This window comes from Microbacterium sp. A93, assembly GCF_051842835.1.
In genome coordinates this window covers 503112-521923 of the sequence record NZ_JBPXMT010000004.1, presented here as the reverse complement: position 1 = coordinate 521923, position 18812 = coordinate 503112, and the positions used below count along the sequence as shown (strand labels likewise).

Genomic DNA, 18812 nt, shown 5'->3' with positions numbered 1-18812 from the left:
GAGGTAGACGGCAGATGACCCGGCCCCCGAGATGAACTGCTTCGTGCCGTTGAGCACATACTCGTCGCCGTCACGCTTTGCCGACGTCGTGATCGCTGCGGCGTCAGAGCCAGCACCGGGTTCGGTGAGACAGTAACTGCCGAGGTCGTTCATCGTGACCAGGCCGGGCAGCCAGCGCTCGCGCTGCTCCTGGTTGCCGAACGCGTCGATCATCCAGGCGACCATGTTGTGGATCGAGATGTAGGCCGCGATCGTCGTGTCACCCTTAGCAATCTCCTCGAAAATCGCCACCGCATCCAGCCGGGACAGACCCGACCCCCCGACGTCATCTCTCACATAGATACCCCCGAGACCGAGCTCACCGGCCTCTCGCAGCGTGTCAACGGGAAAGAACTTCTCGGCATCCCAGGTCGCCGAATTCGGGGCCAGGCGGGCTGTGGCAAAATCCCGCACGGCTTCCACGAGCGCCGTCCGCTCATCAGGGGTCAGTGACGCGTACATAGCGCTCAGTGCATCGTCGGAATGACGAAACTCGCGCCTTCCTTCAGATCGTGTGACAACCAGCGACTCGTCACCGTCTTGGTCTTCGTATAGAACCGGAACGCGTCAGGACCGTGCTGGTTCAAGTCACCAAAGCCAGACTTCTTCCACCCGCCGAACGTGTGATAGGCGATCGGGACGGGGATCGGCACGTTGACGCCGACCATTCCCACCTGCACGCGTGCAGTGAAGTCCCGTGCGGCATCGCCGTCACGGGTGAAGATCGACACACCATTTCCGTACTCGTGGTCCGTTGCCATTGCGAGGGCCTGCTCGTAGTCATCGGCGCGTGCGATGAACAGCACCGGTCCGAAGACCTCTTCCTTGTAGACCGTCATGTCGGTCGTGACGTTGTCGAACAGGGTCGGGCCGAGGTAGAAACCGTTCTCGTAACCCTCCACCGTGTAGCCGCGGCCGTCGGCGAGCAGCGTCGCGCCCTCGTCGATGCCCGTCTGGATGTAGCCTTCGACACGCGTGAGCGCTTCGGCCGTGATCAGGGGGCCATAATCCACGCTCTCGGCGAGAGACGGACCGATCTTGAGTGCCTTCACCCGCTCGGTGAGCTTGGCAGACAACGTATCCGCCGTCGCTTTGCCGACCGGAACAGCAACCGAGATCGCCATGCACCGTTCCCCGGCCGAGCCGTAACCGGCGCCGATGAGCGCATCAGCGACCTGGTCGAGATCCGCGTCGGGCATCACGATCATGTGGTTCTTCGCACCGCCGAAACACTGTGCGCGCTTGCCGTTCTGGGCGGCGGTCTCGTAGATGTACTGCGCGATCGGGGTCGAACCGACGAAGCCAACGGCCTTGATCCGGTCATCATGCAGGATCGCATCGACGGCCTCTTTATCCCCGTTGACCACGTTCAACACTCCGGCGGGCAGTCCCGCCTCGAGGAACAACTCGGCGATGCGCAGCGGGACAGAGGGGTCGCGCTCGCTCGGCTTGAGGATGAAGGAGTTGCCCGCGGCGAGCGCAGGACCCATCTTCCATAGTGGAATCATGGCCGGGAAGTTGAACGGGGTGATGCCGGCGACGACGCCGAGCGGCTGACGCATCGAATACACGTCGATGCCGGTGCCGGCACCGGTCGAGTACTCCCCCTTGAGCATGTGAGGCGCGCCGACCGCGAACTCGATAACCTCCACACCGCGCTGAATGTCGCCCTTGGCATCATCAACAGTCTTGCCATGCTCGCTCGAAAGGAGCTCGGCGAGACTCTGCATGTCCTTCGCGATGAGGTCGAGGAACTTCAGCAACACACGGGCGCGCTTCTGCGGGTTCGTCGCACCCCACGCGATCTGCGCCTCCTCAGCATTGGCGATCGCAGCGGCCATCTCAGCCGTGCTCGCCAAAGGCACCTTCGCCTGCACTTCGCCGGTACTCGGATCGAACACATCACTGAATCGGCCAGAAGCGCCGGCGACATGCTTGCCACCGATGAAGTGAGTGAGTTCACGAGTCATTTCGAGGTATCCCTTCGGTGCGCCGACGATGGCGCGTATCGCCTATAGTAATTGTAGTTCCTACTAATTACTAGGTCGACCTATGTTATCGCGTTTCCGAAACGCTTCAGCAAGAGAAGTGACTGGAGCCGGGACGGCACCCACTATTGCGAGGTCCAACGAATTGCTCTGGACCCGCACTTTGATCCCTCGCTAGCGAGCTGCGCAAGACTGGCTCACCGAAGACCCAGGAGAAAATCCCATGACAAGTGTCATCGTGGCAGGTGCCCGCACGCCGATCGGCAAGCTTTTGGGCGCATTCACATCGCTTACGGCCCCTGATCTCGGGGGGCGCACAATCGAAGCGGCAGTCTCCCGTGCGGGCGTGCAGGCCGCTGATCTCGAAGCTGTGTACTTCGGCAACGTCGTGCAGGCCGGGGTCGGCCCCAACCCGGCCAGGCTCGCTGCGGCAGCAGGTGGTGTTCCGCTCACCGTCCCGGCCACATCGATCAACAAGCTCTGCCTCTCGGGCCTGACCGCTCTGGGCCATGCCGATCTCGCGATCCGCGCAGGGCTGCTCAAGATCGCCTTGGCCGGTGGCACAGAGTCGATGACGAACGCGCCTCACCTCGCCCATGTTCGCTCCGGTGTGAAGTATGGCCCGGCTGCCCTCATGGACGCCCTCGATCAGGATGCTCTGATCTGCGGCCTTGAGCATCTCGTGATGGGTGCAGGCACCGAGCGACACCAAGCATCGATGGGAATAAGTCGGCAAGAGCAGGATGACTTCGCCGCGCGCTCGCACCAGCTCGCCTCAGCGGCAGCGGATGGCGGCATCTTCGACGAAGAGATCGTGCCGGTGACCGTACGAGGCCGCCGCGATGCGATCGATATCAGTCGAGACGAGGGAATACGCCCCGACACCATGGCAGAATCCCTCGCATCCCTGCGCCCGGCCTTCGCGCCGGACGGGACGATCACCGCAGGCTCGGCCTCGCAACTCTCCGACGGAGCAGCTGCACTTGTGGTGATGGATAAAGCCGAGGCGCAGCGTCTTGGACTGCCGTGGATCGCCGAGATCGTCTCCTACGCGACAGTCGCCGGGCCGACGCCCTCGCTGCTACATCAACCAGCCCGTGCCATCGAGAAAGCGGTATCGATCGCGGGCGTCAACGTCGCCGATCTCGATTTGCTCGAGATTAACGAGGCGTTCGCAAGCGTAGCGATAGCGTCCATGCGCGAACTGCAAGTAAAGCCAGAGCGCGTCAACGTCAACGGCGGCGCGATCGCACTGGGACACCCAGTAGGGGCGTCAGGTGCCCGACTTGCCCTCACGTTGGCGCTCGCGCTGCGCCGACGCGGCGGAGGACTAGGAGCAGCGGCACTTTGCGGTGGCGGCGGTCAAGGAGATGCCATTATTCTTCGCGTCTCGGATGACAACCAATGAACATCAATGGAATCAGCGCGTTGGTCACTGGCGCTGCATCGGGTCTCGGCGCAATGACTGCGAAGGCACTGTCCGAACGTGGAGCACAGGTACTGGGCCTTGATCTCGCCGCGAGTATCGAACGCGCAGGCACTGCGCCGGACGGTGTGCGCTACGTCGCGGCGGATGTCACCAGCGAAGAGCAGGTAAGTCATGCTCTCACGATGATCGGCGATGCCCCGCTACGACTCGTTGTCAACTGCGCAGGCATCGCCCCGGCCAGGCGAATCCTGTCATCCCGCGGCCCCCACGATCTCGCCACGTTCCAACGCGCGGTAGACATCAATCTGGTCGGGACCTTTAACGTCCTGCGCCTGGCAGCCGAGGTGATCGCGAAGACCAAGCCAGACGAGAACGGGCAGCGCGGACTAATCGTGAACACCGCCTCGGTCGCCGCCTACGAGGGGCAGATCGGGCAAATCGCGTACGCTGCATCCAAGGGCGGTGTCGTGGCAATGACCATCGCCGCCGCACGCGACCTCGCCCGCTACGGGATCCGAGTCGACACGATCGCACCGGGCATTCTCGACACCCCGATGCTCTCCGCACTCGGCGAAGAGGTCAACGCGTCGCTCGCCGCAACCGTGCCGTTCCCTCAGCGACTGGGCAAGCCCGCCGAGTATGCGCAACTTGTCCTGATGCTGGCAGAGCATGACTACCTCAACGGCGAAACCATTCGACTGGATGGGGCGCTCCGGATGGCTCCGCAATGAGCGGCATCGTCGTCTCGCGCGAGAGCACCATCACCCACATCCGCCTAGCCCGGCCTACCGAGGGCAATGCCCTCAACCTCGAGGTGACGGGGGCTCTTGAATACGCGGTCTCCGCAGCGCGATCTGATGGAACGCGTGTAATCACGCTGTCCTCCGAAGGGCCTGTGTTCTGTGGCGGCGGCGACGTCGCCGCGATGGCGAACGCTCCTGACCCTGCGGCGTACACCCATGAACTCGCCAGCAGCCTCCACCGAGCATTGCTGACTCTCACCGAGTCTGGCATCGTAGTGGTCGCCGCAGTCCAAGGCGCCGCAGCCGGGGCGGGCTTCGGGCTCGTTCTGAACGCCGACTACGTCATCGCAACGGAGAACGCGAAGTTTCTCACTGCATACTCCGCACTCGGCGTCAGTCCCGACGGTGGCACCACTCGTCTCCTCCCCCACATCGTCGGTCGCATGCGTGCCGTCGAACTCGCTGTCACCGGGCGTCGGCTGGATGCGCAAACCGCACAGCAATGGGGCATTGTCAACGACATCGTCGCCCAGGAAGGGCTCACCCAAGCCACGATGTCAATCGCAGAGTCGATCGCACGGACGCCTGCTGCCGCACTTGCAGCAACGAAACGACTCCTGAACGCCGAGTGGGTGCAGGGATACGCGGACCACCTCGCAAAGGAGGCGAAGTCAATCGCGCAACTCATGGAAACGAACGAGTCCCGCGCGCTCCAAGGCTCGTTCCTCGCCCGAACATCGAAGGAGACACCACAACCACGCTCAGCAGCACAATGAGCACTGTGTACGCGGCGACGGAAGTACCCTGATGATCTCCCGGCCATTGCGTTGCGCCGCAGTTGACTCACCGCGCCCGGATACTTTCTTCGTAGCCGCTTGGGAGTCATTCTTGAAGAGTGTTGGCCAGCCGGGCTCGGCATGATTGTTGCCCCGGCAGCAGTGCGCACATGTTAGAGAAACCATCTGACTTTCCAATCGAAGAGGTGATCTTCGATCTCGAAGACTTCGTCGCGCGCTCGGCCGGGTCGGAGTCGCGATTGAACATCCTGGCCGCGCTGAGTCTGAACGGCTTGGGCTACAAGACCTTGGTGCTGCGCGTCAAACACGTCTCCTCGCCATGGGTTCGATGAGGTCCTCGAGGTGGTCGGGACTGCGGCGGAACTCTGGCTCAGCGTGATGGTGTCGAAGGTCTCCGATAATCCCTATGTCAATTCCGTCGATAGGACGCCGGGTTCATTCGAGCAGCAGTCACGCTGATCCCCAGGACGGATCGGACTAGCACTGCAGAACGCAGGATCCACTCGGAATTCACCGCATCGCCGACCTCATCGCGGTTTCCACACGCGTCGAGACGCTCGTCTACGCCCCGGGGCTTTCATGGCGGCGAAGCACCTTCCGTCTCCCACCATCGGCGTGGCCACCGGCGCCGCGCGCGTCCCATCGACGCAGCACTATTCGCGGCGCGGCACAACTGCATCCACGTCCTCTACGCCCCCTATGCGGTGATCGGCGATATCGACGGATTTGAGGAAGCGACGTCGAGAGTAGCTGGAATGGGCTTCGACGGCAAGCCGAGCGTTTACCCGTCCCAGATCGAGAGGCGCAACCGCGCAGGCACACCCGATGAGCAGGTGTACGAGCACGTTCAGACTTTCCTCCCCGACAAGAGCAGAGCCGAAAATTAAAGGAGACAGCTCAGCTACGCTCGGTGAAGAGTTGATCCATGAGGCAACTCGCTGGATGCCACACGACCATCCAACGAAGGCTCCGCGCTGTCGGCCGAGACAGTGCCCGGTCACCACCGACACGACGATCTGCGAGAATGTGGCATCTGAAATATTCTCCGGGGGCAAACGATGAATGACCAAGAAGATTTCACCAACAACGGGATCGGAAGCCTGTGGGCGAAACCACACGATCGGGCGCGATCGGTCGATTTCGGCATGACCGCACGCGACCGTGTGGCACGAGAACTCCGGCATCGAGTTCTCCTTGGTTCACTCAAAGCAGGTGACCGGCTCGATCTGGACGCACTCGCGGAGGAGTTCGGCACGAGCCGCACGCCCGTCCGCGAGGCGACGCTGGAACTTGCAAACGACAATCTGGTGAAGCTTGCACCACGCAGCGGGATCACAGTACTTGGAATCACCGCATCGGATCTTCTTGACAACTTCGAACTCATGGCAAATCTCGCGGGGATGGCGGCCGGATGGGCCGCCCTCCGAGCCACCCCTGAGGACGTTGAGCGCATTCGAACCACCGGTGATGCCGTCGTCGCAGCGTCCGAATCTGGTGGCGATGTCGCATTGGCGAACTTCAAGTTCCACCGGAGCGTCAACCAGGCCAGCCACTCATCCCGCGTGATGGCTCTGATCGCTCAGACTGCCCGTCTCTTCCCGGAACGTTTCTCGGATGTTGTCCCGGACCAAGTGCCGTGCAGCCTCCGCGAGCACGCCGATTTGGTCGATGCCATCACCGATCGCGACCAGCCCAAAGCCCGACTTCTGATGATGAGTCACTTCCAGGATGCTGCCGTACGCTTGCGGGCCCATCTTCACGTCGGGGACGATTCGTTACTGAGTGACCAGTAATGAATCGGAACACTCCACAGTAAAATTCGAGAGATCTAGTTCTTGTTCGCGCGAATCTGATATGTTAGATACAGCATCTTAAGAAGATCTAGGGGCACTCATGGACGAGGAATTGACAATCGACGTCTCAACACTGACGCCACGCACGATCGCGGTTATCAATGCGCTCGAACGCGCGTGGGGAGTCGGTGACGTTGACGCTCTCGATGACGTGCTTGCTCCGTCTTTTGTTCGTCGCGGTCGTCGATCGCGTCAGTCGAAAGATGATCTGAAATCATCAGTCCTCGACATGCGGCGAGCCTTTCCCGATCTAGAAATGCGAGTCACCCGAGCGGTTGAGGGCAAGTCCGATCTCGCTCTGTATTGGACGAGCAGCGGCACGCTTCACGATGAGTACCTCGGGTTGCCACCCACAGGTCGACAGTACTCAGTGTCCGGAGCAACGTTCTCCCACTTCGACGGCGACAAGATTGTCGAAGAGAACGTCATTTATGACAGGCGAGGAAAATACTCCTCACTCGGCGTGCCATTGAGCAGTGGGAATGCGGCGGAAGACGTCGACGCCGATTCGGCTGTGGGCACCGATGTACTGCGTTCGATGCATCGAAAAATGGTTACGGGTGTGACTGTTGTCGCAGTCGAGTCCAATGGGGAACCTCGCGGGCTCGCAGTCAATGCGTTCTCTAGCGTCTCTCTCGAGCCGCCTCTCATTCTGGTCTGCGTGCAGAAGTCCAGTTCGACATACTCACACCTGATCGCCGCACGTCATTTTTCCGTCAGCGTCCTCGCGGCCGATCAGCTGAACGTCGCGAAGGTCTTCGCCACTAAGCAGGACCGCAAGTTCGATCAGGTCGCATGGCACCACGGTGAGCACGGGGCGCCTCTCATCGACGGTGCGGCCGTAGCCATGGAGCTTGAACTCCAAGACACTCTGCACGCCTCGACCCACACGATCTTCATCGGCCGGGTCCGGCGCGTCACAACCACAGACGCCGCACCGTTGGTATATACGAATGGCGCGTTCTTCGACGGCGCTCAGCTCGTCGAAGCGAGCGAATCGTCGGCCTGACGTACCGTCCACCATTTCACCAATGCGGTTCAGATAAGGAGGCACTGCAGTGCCCAAGCTCGAAATCTACAGCTACCTCTCACCGACGACGTTCGGCCACTCCATCGAAGCGGTCCAGGAGGGCTCGGCAGCAGTCAGCGGTCTCGACCGCGCACTGATCGGCTACCACAGCTTCGGTCCGGACAACATCGTGCTCGCCGCGCTCGTGCTCGCCGCGAACCCAGATCTTAACGTCCTCCTCGCGCATCGCCCAGGTGTGATCGAACCTCCTGTCGCGGCCCGCATGATCAGCACGCTCAGCCGCGTGTCCGACGGCCGCGTCGATCTTCACGTGCTTGCCGGAGGAGCGCCGGGAGATCAGCTCCGAGAGGGTGACTATCTCAGTCACGACGATCGGTATCGCCGTGCCGGCGAATACGTAGATGCGCTCCAGCAGATCTGGGCCGCCGAATCTCCCGTTTCACACGATGGCGAGTTCTACAAGTTTGAGGATGCTCGTCCGAACGAGATGAAGGCCGCAGATATCCGCATCCACATGGGCGGCGCGAGTGGTGCTGGCTTGGAGTTCGGGGCGGCGAAGGCCGACGTCTACATGCTATGGGGTGAGCCACTAGAAGAAGTACGCGCGCGTATCGAGGAGATCACGACAAAGGCTGCCGAGTATGGTCGCCCGAGGCCAAGAATTAGCCTAAGCCTGCGGCTGTACCTCGGGGAGACAGAAGAGGCGGCCTGGACGCTGGCGAGATCGGAGTCGGCATACCAAAAATTCGTTGCTCGGGGCTCTGAAGTGTCAACGCGACTACACGCCGAGGACGCTGGCCGTAATCGGCAGCTAAAGGTAGCTCAGCGCGGAGAGGTACATGACGATTGCCTATGGATGGGACTTGTGTCTGCCATGAATGGTCTCGGGAATGCATCCGCACTGGTCGGCACCGAGCAACGTGTCATGGACTCGCTGCGCCAGTACCGGGACCTCGGCGTCGATACGTTCCTCATTTCTGGCAAGGGCGGAGAATGGGACCAGTCACTGGCTCCCCTCGCCGACCGGATGCGTCGCGAGCTGGCATGACCCGCACGTCGCAGACACAGGGATCGAATCCGGAGCTAGTCAGGATCGATCAGTCACCGAACGGGGTTGCGAGATTAACCTTGGCTCGCACCGCTCAACGGAATGCCGTCAACAAACAGCTGGCCGACGAGGTGACGGCCGCTGTCGAAACATTCGGTGAGCGTGGAGTTCGGATTGCCATCATCGACGCTGAAGGACCCGCATTCTGCGCCGGCGCAGATCTCAACGATCTTGTCGAAGGCGGAGCGGCCGTCGAGCAAATCGTCAAGACGCTGACCGATATTCCCATTCACTGGACCGCAGTCGTGAGCGGAGCTGTCCGCGGAGCGGGGCTCAGCATCCTAGCGGCGTGCCCCCGTGTGCTCGTGACGCCCGATTCCACATACGGACTTCCGGAGATCAGCCGGGGTTTCTTCCCTACGGACCTCATCGGCGAACTAGCGTCGATCGCGGGCGCACGCCCGGCGTTCAACCTGGCCTTCCGTGGAATGCCGATCTCTGCAGATGCGGCACTCTCGATAGGACTCGTCTCCGATATCGTGGCAGCAGACAAACTCGAGAGCCTCGTCGAAAGCTCATCTGCCGAGCTACTGGCGGTAGACCCGTCGGCGCTGAGGACTGGTGTCGAACTCTGGCAGGCACGCGCAAGAGCTCTCGCACCGTCCTGAACCAGGCTTCTCCGGTGCGACCGTCATACACGTCGACGGTCGCACCGGCTGCAGGATCGGAAACCACGTACCGTGAACGCTGCGTGGACACGTCGTACATCCGGTACGAGCCGTCGTCTCAGACCGAGCAGATCCTTATGTCTCCTGCTCGGTCGGCCGGATCAGCACCTCATTCACCGCGACGTGGCGAGGGCGCGTCACGATGTAGCGCACTGCGTCCGCGACGTCCTCAGCGCGCAACCACTCCATGCCACCGACTCGGCTCTGCATCGCCGCAAGGGTCTTGGCGCTCACATGTGAGGCGAACTCTGTGTCGACAGCCCCGGGTTCGACAACCGAAGCGCGGACATGTCGTTTGGCGAACTCCGCACGCAGCGATTCAGTGAACGCGTTCACGCCAAACTTTGTCATGCTATACACGGCGTAATCACGCCGCGCTAGTCGGCCCGCCACTGAGCTGATGTTTACAATATCGGCTACACCACGCCGCCCCCGTTCGGCAGCTTCAAGGAGGTGCGGGAGAGCGATATGGATCGTATTGAGCACGCCCCGCAGGTTCGTCGCGATCATCTCATCCCACTCGTTCGGGTCTGCCCCTTCAACCGGTGCCAGCAGTCCGCGCCCAGCGCAGGTCACAACGGTGTCAATGCCGCCGAAGGCGTCGACACCTGCCGCGACTGCGGCCTCCAGCTGATCCCGCTGACTGACGTCCGCTGGCGCCGCGAGCGCTCGCGTGCCCGATTCTTCGATCTTCGCAACGAGCTGGTGAAGACGCTCCGTCCGGCGCCCGATGACGACAACGGCCGCGCCCTCGTGAGCCAGCGCGCGTGCCGTAGCTTCCCCAATACCACTACTCGCACCCGTGACCAGCGCGACGGTGCCTTCGAGCGACCGCACACCTCTCTTATCTTCTGTCATCATTGTCGAAGCCTCCTCAGATCAGGGATAATTTCCAGGTTCGGTACCATCAAGCGGGTGCGCACCGGCACGTCCGGTCTCACGAAGCTCTGACGCCCAGAAGTTCGGTCTCCGCTTCTCATAAAACGCTTTGCCCGCCTCTGCCGGTTCCTGCCGACCTCGAAAATCCGGTTCGATGAGACTCAGAGTGCGGTCTGTGGCAGCCAGGTCTGCACGCGCCCCTTCAAAGGTCTGCTTGATGGCGGCAATACTGGTGGGCACCCGATCGAGCAACGCATCGCACCAGCGCTCTACTTCCTCCTCGAGCAGCCGATCTTGCACGATGCTGTTCACCAACCCCCCATTCGAGTGCTTCCTGGGCAGTGAGCTGTTCGGCCACCATCCACATTTGACGTGCACGCTCGTCTCCGATGATTGTTCCCGCTACAGCGACGAGCGAACCGCTGATAGGACGGCCTACTCTGGGTCCGGCTTGACCGAACACCGCGCTCTCCCCAGCGATCGTGAAGTCGCAGTGGTAAGCAAGGTGATTATGTAGTCCGATTACGTAGCCACGAACAACAGCGATCACTGGCTTGAGCATCCGTCCGATGATCATGTCGGGGGTTGGTTCTCCAATGACCACATCACCCCCATCAGTGCTTGAGTGCAGCCCTGCGACGTTGCCGCCGACACCGAAATTGGGTCCGTCATGTGTGAGCACAACGACGCCGATCGAAGGATCACGATTGGCGTCGTTGAGCGCTGCGATCATCTCCGCACCCATCGTTCGGTATCCACCGATCACGCTGTCTGCACTGCCGAGAAGTTCAATGAGCTCGTCTTCACTAATGAAGCTCAGATATTCTGGGGCGGTCTGACCAAGAACAGTCGCCCAGATCGGACATCCGAGCAGACTGATGTTCTCGTCCTCGGACATCACCTGAGCCTGAGCTCGAACGTCTGACCAGCGGGAGTCTCGATTCCTATCCGAGAAATCAATTCCGGCAGCCATCGCTCCTTCGATCACCGCTGTTCGAGCATTCCTGGACTTGAATGCGTCCGACCACCGCAGAGTGCCGCGATCCAAGGCATGGAGCGCTTCGCCGGTGAAAACAACTGAAACTCGTCGCCCTCGCACGGCAAACGCTCTTGCCAGTGCGAGATTGCCAATTATCGAGTCTTCCTCAGCTACTCGACATATCAATACGACGCTCATCTCACCCCATCTCTGTAGGTCGCCAGCAGCGCTCAAGTCACAGGTTCGACGCACATGAGCGTGTCAAACCTCATCACATTGTTGAAGTCACCCACTGGTTCTGCCGGTAGCCACCGGTGACCGCCAATACCTGACCGGTCACATACGCGGACTGATCTGTTACGAGAAACTCGACAGCATTCGCGATGTCCTGGACCGTTCCAGCTCGGCGCAATGGGATGTTGAAAGACGTCTCCGCGCCCGCGGCAAAATGTTCGACCCGCCCCGTTGCGATATATCCCGGAGCAATACAGTTCACGTTGATGCCGTGCGGTCCGAGATCCAACGCAAGCGCCTTCGTGTACGCGATCACCGCCTGCTTCGCTGCGGAGTAGTGACTGTACTCGGGCCTCGGTGCCAGAGCATCGATCGACGTCAAAGTCACGATCTTTCCAGAACCTTGCGCCTTCATATGTGGCGCGACCGACGTGCAGCCGTGCACCGTCCCAAAGAAGTTGAACTCCATCCCCCACTGCATCAGCCCAGGGTCCAGACTCGACGCTCGATCATCGGGACGTTCACTGGCAGCACCGCCGCCACCGCCGCCTGCGTTCGCGACGAGTATGTCCACCCGCCCCCATGCGTCGGTCACTGCGTCTGTCATCGCACGCATCGCACCGCGATCTGAGACGTTGAACTCAAAACCAAGGGACTGCCCTCCCTGAGCGACAATTTCTTCGACCGTCGTTCTGCCGCGCGCTACTTCTCGTTCTTTCGCAAAAGCCTTAAAGGACTGAAGGTCGATATCGGCGACAGCCACGCGCGCTCCCAAGCTTGCCAAGTGCGTGGCGGCGCTACGCCCAATTCCCCGCGCTGCCCCTGTTACGATCGCGACTTTTCCGTCAAGCTTCTTCATATCAGCCTCCACCTGATGCAGCTGACTGCTAGACGAGGGCAACCACGGTGTGTGCCCTCGTCCAGCAGACGTCAGTTACGTGCGTACAATTCGGCGAGGAACCCACCGAACTCGACCGGGTCGAAGGTGTCCGGACCCGATATGAAGGCATCCCTGACCTCATCGGGGGTGAGCGGCGTCTCGTCTGAGAGTTGGAATTCCCCCAGCAGCCGCGCACGCCACTCCTGATATGCAGTTGCGAACTGATCAATGATGGCCTGCGGATCCTTCAGCGACGACGGAGCGGTACTGACGAGATCCGCGTACACAGTCTTGTTATGCGCGCCAAGCGCTTCATTGATCTCTTGAGCATCGACGAACTCAACGGGGCTCGGCGGGTTCTGCGCGACCTCTGAGTACTGTTCGACGAAGCTGCTCGCGGCATCGGCGGCCCAGTGCGCGGCAGCGGCATCGATGATCGCCTGGGCCTCGGCGGGGAGGCTATTCCATCGGTCGAGGTTCATAATGTATCCGTTGCCCACGAAGCCCATCAGGTGCAATGGCATCATATAAGGCGCGGCTTCCGATATGCCGTACTGTGCCATAGATGAGAATCCGGACGGAGTAGTTGCACAGTCTAGGACGCCTCGTTGCAATGCTTCATACACGTCAAGGAGCGGGATGCCGACCGGAACCATCCCTAATTTCTCCACTGCTGTCGACCACATCGGCGCGTACGTTCGCACACGTTTACCTTCGGCCTCCTCGACCGATCGGACCGGTGAGGTGCAATACATCTCAGCCTTCGGCGAAGCGCCGAGCCAGAGCACCTTCACGTTGTTGTCCGTGAACTCAGCCTGAAACTCCTCACTGTGCAACGCGGTACTGACTGTTGCGGCGTGTGCCGCCAGATAATCGAGTGGCCATGCATCCTGTTGGATCGTTCCGACCCCGGGCAACCAGGCCAAACCTGGGGTGTCCTCAGGGTTATTCGGCCCGCCGAACTGTGCGATATCGGCGAGTCCCGTGCTCGCAGCGGAAAGCGAGTTCGCATAGGGAGCGAGCGACCCCGCCCAATAGATTTCGACATCGATCTTGCCTTTGCTCGCCTCACTGACACGATCGGCAAACGCCTGAATGGCAATCCCCTGTGCGCTTCCCTCGGGGTTGGATTCCGCCATCTTCAAGGAAATGGGTTCCATCTCCGCGAGACCTCCATCCGCCGAGGCACCCGAATCTGTCGTGTCATCCGCGGTCGGTCCAGCGCAGGAGGTGAGGGCGAGCATCGCGATCATCGCGATCGGCGCAAACCTGCGTACTTTATTAGACATCGAACTCCCTTGTTTTCAGTCTTTGCTATGAATTGACGCGATTACAACGCGTTATGCAAAAAGATAGCAGCACTCCTACTAGATGTCGATAGATGGCAGTTACGCATTCGGTGCTCTCCACAGATTTTCGCGGACGAGTCCTGCGGCACGCCCCTTCGCACTGATCACGAGGGCCATCTTGCGGGATGCCTCGTCGATCATCTCGTCACCGAGCATCACAGCCCCCCGCCCGCCACCTTCCGCTGACGTGTACCACGCGTACGCATCGAGGATGTTCTCCGCGTGCTCGAAGTCATCTTGCCTGGGGCTGTATATCTCGTTGGCCGCTTCGATCTGCGCCGGATGCAGCACCCACTTGCCATCAAAGCCGAGCGCCGCGGAACGAGCCGCGACCTTCCGATAGGAGTCGACGTCCTTGATACCGAGATGCGGACCATCGATAGCCTGCTTGCCGTTGGCTCGAGCCGCGATCAGGATCGACATGAGGATGTGATGGTAGGCGTCACCGACGTCATAACCGGGCGGTTGCTCGCCGACCGCAAGCGTCTTCATGTTGATCGAGGCCATGAAGTCTGCCGGCCCGAAGATCAGCGTCTCCACCCGCGGGCTGGCCTTGGCGATTGCATCCAATGCGATCAACCCAGCAGCGTTCTCAATCTGCGCTTCGATTCCGATCCTGCCGACTGGCAGACCAGCGGCCTGCTCAACCTGAGTAAGCAGCATGTCAAGTGCCTCCACTTGAGCTCCCGACTGCACCTTCGGGAGCATGAGGCAATCGAGGTTCGCTCCGGCACCCGCGACGATCTCAGTAACGTCAATGTATGTCCAAGGTGATGTCCAGTCGTTGATCCGAACTGTGCGCACTTTGTCTTCAAAGCCGCCACGGTTCAGCTCCGCCACGATGTTCTTGCGAGCTTCGGGTTTGGCTATCGGCGCAACCGCGTCTTCTAAGTCGAGAAAGATCTGATCCACCGACAATCCACGGGCCTTGTCGATCATCTTCACGCTGGAACCTGGAACCGCCAGATTCGAGCGTCGAGGACGGAGTATCGATTCGTTCATGTTGTCTCCTAAGCTTGTATCGATGGCGCCGGTCACGCCGTGATGTTCTAGAGGTGATCGTTGACGATCACCGCGTCAAGCCCTATGGCGCCATCGGGAAGCGCCAGCAGCGGGTTCACCTCAGCTGTCGCCACAGACCCCCGATGTGATGCCCCGAATTGCGACAGCGCGGCGATAGCCTGGCTAACCGCAGCCACATCCGAAGGTGGCGCGCCTCTGACGCCGTCGAGGAGCTTTCGCCCGCCCAACGCATCGAGCATCCGCGTAGCCTCGTGCTCATCAATCGGCGCCAGACGGAAGCTGACGTCGCCGAGGACCTCCACGAGAACACCACCGAGTCCCGCCATCACGACCGGTCCGAAAACCGGGTCATCGACAAGACCAATTACGACTTCAACGCCCGTCGGCGCCATGGGGCTGAGCAGAACACCATCAACCTGAGCATCGGGCGCAGCTTGGGCGACATTGGAGCTGATCTTCGCAAAGGCGACCCGGACATCGTCGGCCGACGATACACCGAGCGCAACGCCGCCTATGTCGGACTTATGCTGAAGATCAGGCGAACATATCTTCATTGCGAGTGGGTACCCGATACGGTCGGCTGCGAGGATTGCTTCTTCCGCCGTACGCGCTAGTTGCTGTGGCAACATTGGGACACCAGCATCCGCAAGGATCTGCCCCGCCGTGTACTCCGTGAACGGCCCGTCGAGTCGGACCTCGGCCGGTGTCGCAGGCTGCGGCCCGACTGGACGGTCCTCCCACAACCATTGAGCCGCTGCGATCGCCCGCACGGCGCGCTCGCTGTCCTCGTACACGAGGAAGCCTGCATCCGTAAACTCACGGATAATCTCTGGATCGGCGACCATCACGAGGATCATCGGCACATTCCGAAGGCCAGCGGTACCGCTAAGGATCGCTTCCTTCAACACGTCGGAGAATGCTCTAGCCAACAGCGTGGTCGTGAAGTACGCGATAAGAATATCCACCTCGCCGGATTCCAGCACACCTCGCAACGCGTGGGAGAGCAGCTCTACTTTCTGTAGCGACTGCGCCGTCACGTCGACAGGATTTGTCGCTGACGCGTAGGGAAGTAGATCGAGGATCGAGCGTTGAGTCTCAACCCCCAGCGTCGGCACCTCCAGCCCGAACCGCTCGGCCGCATCGCAGATGTGCACCCCCGCCCCGCCACTCACGGATACGACGCCGAGTCGACGCCCCCGAGGTGGGCGGGATTTCGCGAGCGCGTAGACGACATCGATCTGCTCTTCCGCACTTGTAGCACGGTAGACGCCGTACTGTGCACAGATACCCTCAAGCACTTCATCCGCTCCGGCAAGCGAATTGGTGTGGGACTGTGCTGCACGGGCTCCGGCGTCAGACGTGCCGACCTTGAGCAGCACGATCTTCGTTCCAGTCTCCTGCGCAAGCCGTAACGCCTCGATAAATCGTGATCCGTCCGAGATTCCTTCGGCGTAAGCAAGGATCACTTCTACCTCTGGTCGCGACGCCATCCATGCAATCGCATCCGCGATATCGACATCTGCTTCGTTGCCAGTGGTGACCATGTACCGGACACCGATGCCACGCCGATGCGCCAGATAAACCGCGTGCGCACCGTAGGCTCCACTCTGGCTGACTACTCCGATTGGGCCAGGAACCGGGAGATCTCGGCTGATCGCGGTCGCAAAGGTCGGAAAGAATCCAGTCTCCGAGTTGAAGGCGCCCAAGCAGTTCGGGCCCAAAAGTCGCATGCCCGCTGCTCGGGCGACAGCGAGGAGTTCGTCTTGAGCGCGCTGTCCGTCCTCACCTGTCTCAGAGAAGCCCGCCGAAGCGATGAAAGCGACGCGAACTCCGCGTTCAGCACAGGCTTTAAGCGCGTCGAGTGTCAGCGACGCTGGCACTGCGATCATGGCGACGTCCGGCGTCTCCGGGAGCTCACTGATCGATCCAAATGCCGGCATGCCTTGTATCGTGGTCCGGTTGGGGTTTACCGGGTAGATCCGACCAGAGAATCCGGCACGCACAAGGTACGCCAGCGGACGCCCACCAATACGAGTGGGATCATCAGATGCCCCGATGATCGCAATCGACTTCGCTTGAAGGAGTGCTCCTACGCCGTCGGCCCTAATGACGCTCATGGCTGTGCCCCGCTGCGCCCCGCACTCTGGGGGCGCACATGTGCCGTTGCTTCTTCTTCGGCCCGGCGCCAGATCTCAATTGCCATGGGGCTCTCGCTCTCTTCCAAAATATGACCGACCAATCCGATCGCTCGCGACATCACTCCGATACCACGTACCACGTGCCAGCTCAGCCCGAGTTCACAGGCAAGCGCTCCGACCGCGCCAGTCGCATTGACCGGCATCGGCGCGCCCTTCGTCGCTTCGGCGACCACGGAGATCTCTTTCATCAGCGCGACGTATGGTCCGCTCAGCCCGCTCTCCTGCGCGATCTCCCACAGTCGGACGGTGCGAGGGTCGACCGGTTTGTGGAGATGATGTCCAATTCCCGGGATCGGTTCGCGCCGTTCGGCGAACTGGGACACGATCCGTTTTGCCTCCCGACGAATTTTCACCGCATCGCTCGAGATATCCGCTTCGGAGAGTATCCGCGCCGCGCCTTCCGCGCTGCCGACGAAAACGCCGCCGAGCCCAAGTAGACCCGCCGCTACGGCGCCCTGCATCGCTTCTGGCGCGCCAACGTAAGTGAGCCGCGCCGCCAGAGAGCTCGGAGTAATACCATGCTCGACCAGCGTCATCAGCATCGCCTCGTAGACTTTGGCCTGCGATGCTGTGGCCCTTCTACCCGTCAGCTGAAGGAATGAAAAGCTGGCGAGGTCCATATGACCGAGAATCTCAGCCGAGAAGTCCAGCCCCCTGATCGTTATGCGCTCGCTTGTACTCGAGGCGATGTCGGTCCTCAACCGACGAGGCGATTCGGCCATACCGTGCTTCCCCCTTCACCTCAGCGGCTCGCAGGACCTCACGAACTCATGCCTGCGAAGATCTTGCGATAGGTTTCCGAGCGTGCCGAAGCTTCGTCAATTGCTATCTGACGCTGTTCGGGGGTCGCCATGCTGCGAACCGTGCGGGTTTCCATCTTCAGGGCAGTGTGCTTGTCCACCAGCGATCCTTCGTTTACCAAGTGCTTTGCCGCCGCCAGAGCGAATGGTGCCTTCAGCGCGAGTTCATTCGCGAGCTCGTGCGCTCGAGTCATCAGCTCATCCAGGGGAACAACCTCATTGACGAGCCCATATCGAAGAGCCGTTTCAGCATCGAGCTTGCGGCCCAGATATAGCATTTCCTTCGCGCGAGCCGGGCCGATGAGGCGCGGAAGTCGCACTGTCCCGCCCGCACCCGGCAACTGTCCGAAAAGGATCTCTGTGGTACCGATCACCGCGGTATCAGCCATGATTCGGAAGTCCGCCGCGATCGACAGTTCACAGCCCCCACCCAGCGCAGCACCATTAATTGCTGCGATGACGGGCTTCGGCAAATCATCGATGACGTCGGTGATAATCCGGCCATGATTGTGGAACTTTTTGCCGCGCGTCATATCCGCCATGTCGCGCAGATCTGCTCCCCCGCAGAATGTGCGATCGCCCGCCCCCGTAACGATAAGGACGCGGACATCGTCGTTGGCCGCGACCTCGTCCACCGCCTCGACTGCCTCACGCAGCAGCTGACGGCTGAGCGCATTAGCGGCCTGCGGACGATTCAGCGTGAGTGTAGCGGTGGGGCCGTCGACGCTGAGAAGCACCGTTTCAAATGAGGACATTTTGACCGCTCCTAAGGTGTACGCATACTTTAATTCCTGTTCTCATTATTGTGCCACTTT

The 18812-nt window shown here is 60.9% G+C and carries 19 protein-coding genes; 8 read left to right on the top strand and 11 right to left on the bottom strand.

What is annotated here, in order from left to right; genetic code table 11:
* Both ACSU1G_RS13405 and ACSU1G_RS13400 read right to left on the bottom strand, forming a co-directional pair.
* Window positions 1-501 (bottom strand): acyl-CoA dehydrogenase family protein (locus ACSU1G_RS13405; protein WP_439280448.1); only part of this gene is annotated, 501 nt, incomplete at its 3' end.
* A 5-nt stretch (window positions 502-506) separates the two neighbouring features.
* Entirely contained in the window at window positions 507-2009 is a 1503-nt protein-coding gene (locus ACSU1G_RS13400) for a CoA-acylating methylmalonate-semialdehyde dehydrogenase (RefSeq protein WP_439280447.1), read from the bottom strand.
* Window positions 2010-2265: 256 nt separating this feature from the next.
* On the opposite strand from ACSU1G_RS13400, the gene ACSU1G_RS13395 reads away from it, so the two are divergent.
* From ACSU1G_RS13395 to ACSU1G_RS13380, 4 genes are all read left to right on the top strand, one after another.
* A complete protein-coding gene (locus ACSU1G_RS13395) occupies window positions 2266-3435 on the top strand; it encodes an acetyl-CoA C-acyltransferase (RefSeq protein WP_439280446.1) in 1170 nt (389 codons plus the stop codon).
* Entirely contained in the window at window positions 3432-4187 is a 756-nt protein-coding gene (locus ACSU1G_RS13390; protein WP_439280445.1) for an SDR family oxidoreductase, read from the top strand. Before ACSU1G_RS13395 ends, ACSU1G_RS13390 begins: the two co-directional genes overlap by 4 nt.
* Window positions 4184-4975 (top strand): enoyl-CoA hydratase/isomerase family protein, encoded by a 792-nt coding sequence (locus ACSU1G_RS13385; protein WP_439280444.1) that lies wholly within the window; start codon window positions 4184-4186, stop codon window positions 4973-4975. Before ACSU1G_RS13390 ends, ACSU1G_RS13385 begins: the two co-directional genes overlap by 4 nt.
* A gap of 206 nt (window positions 4976-5181) precedes the next feature.
* A complete protein-coding gene (locus ACSU1G_RS13380) occupies window positions 5182-5328 on the top strand; it encodes a hypothetical protein (RefSeq protein WP_439280443.1) in 147 nt (48 codons plus the stop codon).
* Window positions 5329-5649: 321 nt separating this feature from the next.
* On the opposite strand, the gene ACSU1G_RS13375 is transcribed toward ACSU1G_RS13380, so the two are convergent.
* Entirely contained in the window at window positions 5650-6180 is a 531-nt protein-coding gene (locus ACSU1G_RS13375) for a hypothetical protein (RefSeq protein ID WP_439280442.1), read from the bottom strand.
* Here ACSU1G_RS13375 and ACSU1G_RS13370 point away from each other — a divergent pair.
* The 4 genes from ACSU1G_RS13370 (at window position 6142) to ACSU1G_RS13355 (ending at window position 9595) form a co-directional block, all read left to right on the top strand.
* Window positions 6142-6789: a GntR family transcriptional regulator gene (locus tag ACSU1G_RS13370; protein ID WP_439280441.1), complete on the top strand. Its 648-nt coding sequence runs from the start codon at window positions 6142-6144 to the stop codon at window positions 6787-6789. The genes ACSU1G_RS13375 and ACSU1G_RS13370 overlap by 39 nt on opposite strands.
* A 100-nt stretch (window positions 6790-6889) precedes the next feature.
* Window positions 6890-7858, top strand: coding sequence for a flavin reductase (locus tag ACSU1G_RS13365; protein ID WP_439280440.1), 969 nt, complete (start codon window positions 6890-6892; stop codon window positions 7856-7858).
* A gap of 49 nt (window positions 7859-7907) precedes the next feature.
* Window positions 7908-8927: an LLM class flavin-dependent oxidoreductase gene (locus ACSU1G_RS13360; RefSeq protein WP_439280439.1), complete on the top strand. Its 1020-nt coding sequence runs from the start codon at window positions 7908-7910 to the stop codon at window positions 8925-8927.
* A complete protein-coding gene (locus ACSU1G_RS13355; RefSeq protein WP_439280438.1) occupies window positions 8873-9595 on the top strand; it encodes an enoyl-CoA hydratase/isomerase family protein in 723 nt (240 codons plus the stop codon). Before ACSU1G_RS13360 ends, ACSU1G_RS13355 begins: the two co-directional genes overlap by 55 nt.
* A gap of 135 nt (window positions 9596-9730) precedes the next feature.
* Here the strand turns inward: ACSU1G_RS13355 and ACSU1G_RS13350 are convergent, their stop codons facing one another.
* The 8 genes from ACSU1G_RS13350 to ACSU1G_RS13315 form a co-directional block, all read right to left on the bottom strand.
* The gene (locus ACSU1G_RS13350; protein WP_439280437.1) at window positions 9731-10516 is read right to left on the bottom strand and encodes an SDR family NAD(P)-dependent oxidoreductase; all 786 of its coding nucleotides are present in this window, start codon (window positions 10514-10516) and stop codon (window positions 9731-9733) included.
* Between the two features lie 220 nt (window positions 10517-10736).
* Window positions 10737-11432 (bottom strand): enoyl-CoA hydratase-related protein, encoded by a 696-nt coding sequence (locus ACSU1G_RS13345; RefSeq protein ID WP_439280436.1) that lies wholly within the window; start codon window positions 11430-11432, stop codon window positions 10737-10739.
* 352 nt (window positions 11433-11784) lie between these two features.
* Complete coding sequence (locus ACSU1G_RS13340; RefSeq protein ID WP_439280435.1) at window positions 11785-12606, bottom strand: SDR family NAD(P)-dependent oxidoreductase; 822 nt, start codon at window positions 12604-12606, stop codon at window positions 11785-11787.
* A 71-nt stretch (window positions 12607-12677) separates the two neighbouring features.
* A complete protein-coding gene (gene dctP, locus ACSU1G_RS13335) occupies window positions 12678-13916 on the bottom strand; it encodes a TRAP transporter substrate-binding protein DctP (protein ID WP_439280434.1) in 1239 nt (412 codons plus the stop codon).
* Window positions 13917-14015: 99 nt separating this feature from the next.
* Window positions 14016-15014, bottom strand: a complete 999-nt coding sequence (locus ACSU1G_RS13330) for an HpcH/HpaI aldolase/citrate lyase family protein (protein WP_439280433.1) — start codon at window positions 15012-15014, stop codon at window positions 14016-14018.
* Window positions 15015-15025: 11 nt separating this feature from the next.
* Window positions 15026-17116 carry an acetate--CoA ligase family protein gene (locus ACSU1G_RS13325; RefSeq protein WP_439280432.1) on the bottom strand — a complete coding sequence of 697 codons (2091 nt, stop codon included), beginning with the start codon at window positions 17114-17116 and terminating at the stop codon, window positions 15026-15028.
* Window positions 17113-17919 carry a citryl-CoA lyase gene (locus ACSU1G_RS13320; RefSeq protein WP_439280431.1) on the bottom strand — a complete coding sequence of 269 codons (807 nt, stop codon included), beginning with the start codon at window positions 17917-17919 and terminating at the stop codon, window positions 17113-17115. Before ACSU1G_RS13320 ends, ACSU1G_RS13325 begins: the two co-directional genes overlap by 4 nt.
* Before the next feature lie 38 nt (window positions 17920-17957).
* On the bottom strand, window positions 17958-18752 hold the full coding sequence (locus ACSU1G_RS13315; RefSeq protein ID WP_439280430.1) for an enoyl-CoA hydratase/isomerase family protein: 795 nt from the start codon (window positions 18750-18752) through the stop codon (window positions 17958-17960).
* Window positions 18753-18812 lie beyond the last annotated feature (60 nt).

Coding starts and splice junctions, on each gene's coding strand:
- dctP (WP_439280434.1), bottom strand. CDS start 13,916: ATGTCTAATAAAGTACGCAGGTTTGCGCCGATCGCGATGATCGCGATG.
- ACSU1G_RS13400 (WP_439280447.1), bottom strand. CDS start 2,009: ATGACTCGTGAACTCACTCACTTCATCGGTGGCAAGCATGTCGCCGGC.
- ACSU1G_RS13385 (WP_439280444.1), top strand. CDS start 4,184: ATGAGCGGCATCGTCGTCTCGCGCGAGAGCACCATCACCCACATCCGC.
- ACSU1G_RS13345 (WP_439280436.1), bottom strand. CDS start 11,432: ATGTCCGAGGACGAGAACATCAGTCTGCTCGGATGTCCGATCTGGGCG.
- ACSU1G_RS13390 (WP_439280445.1), top strand. CDS start 3,432: ATGAACATCAATGGAATCAGCGCGTTGGTCACTGGCGCTGCATCGGGT.
- ACSU1G_RS13370 (WP_439280441.1), top strand. CDS start 6,142: ATGACCGCACGCGACCGTGTGGCACGAGAACTCCGGCATCGAGTTCTC.
- ACSU1G_RS13375 (WP_439280442.1), bottom strand. CDS start 6,180: ATGCCGGAGTTCTCGTGCCACACGGTCGCGTGCGGTCATGCCGAAATC.
- ACSU1G_RS13350 (WP_439280437.1), bottom strand. CDS start 10,516: ATGATGACAGAAGATAAGAGAGGTGTGCGGTCGCTCGAAGGCACCGTC.
- ACSU1G_RS13365 (WP_439280440.1), top strand. CDS start 6,890: ATGGACGAGGAATTGACAATCGACGTCTCAACACTGACGCCACGCACG.
- ACSU1G_RS13320 (WP_439280431.1), bottom strand. CDS start 17,919: ATGGCCGAATCGCCTCGTCGGTTGAGGACCGACATCGCCTCGAGTACA.
- ACSU1G_RS13325 (WP_439280432.1), bottom strand. CDS start 17,116: ATGAGCGTCATTAGGGCCGACGGCGTAGGAGCACTCCTTCAAGCGAAG.
- ACSU1G_RS13315 (WP_439280430.1), bottom strand. CDS start 18,752: ATGTCCTCATTTGAAACGGTGCTTCTCAGCGTCGACGGCCCCACCGCT.
- ACSU1G_RS13340 (WP_439280435.1), bottom strand. CDS start 12,606: ATGAAGAAGCTTGACGGAAAAGTCGCGATCGTAACAGGGGCAGCGCGG.
- ACSU1G_RS13355 (WP_439280438.1), top strand. CDS start 8,873: ATGGGACCAGTCACTGGCTCCCCTCGCCGACCGGATGCGTCGCGAGCT.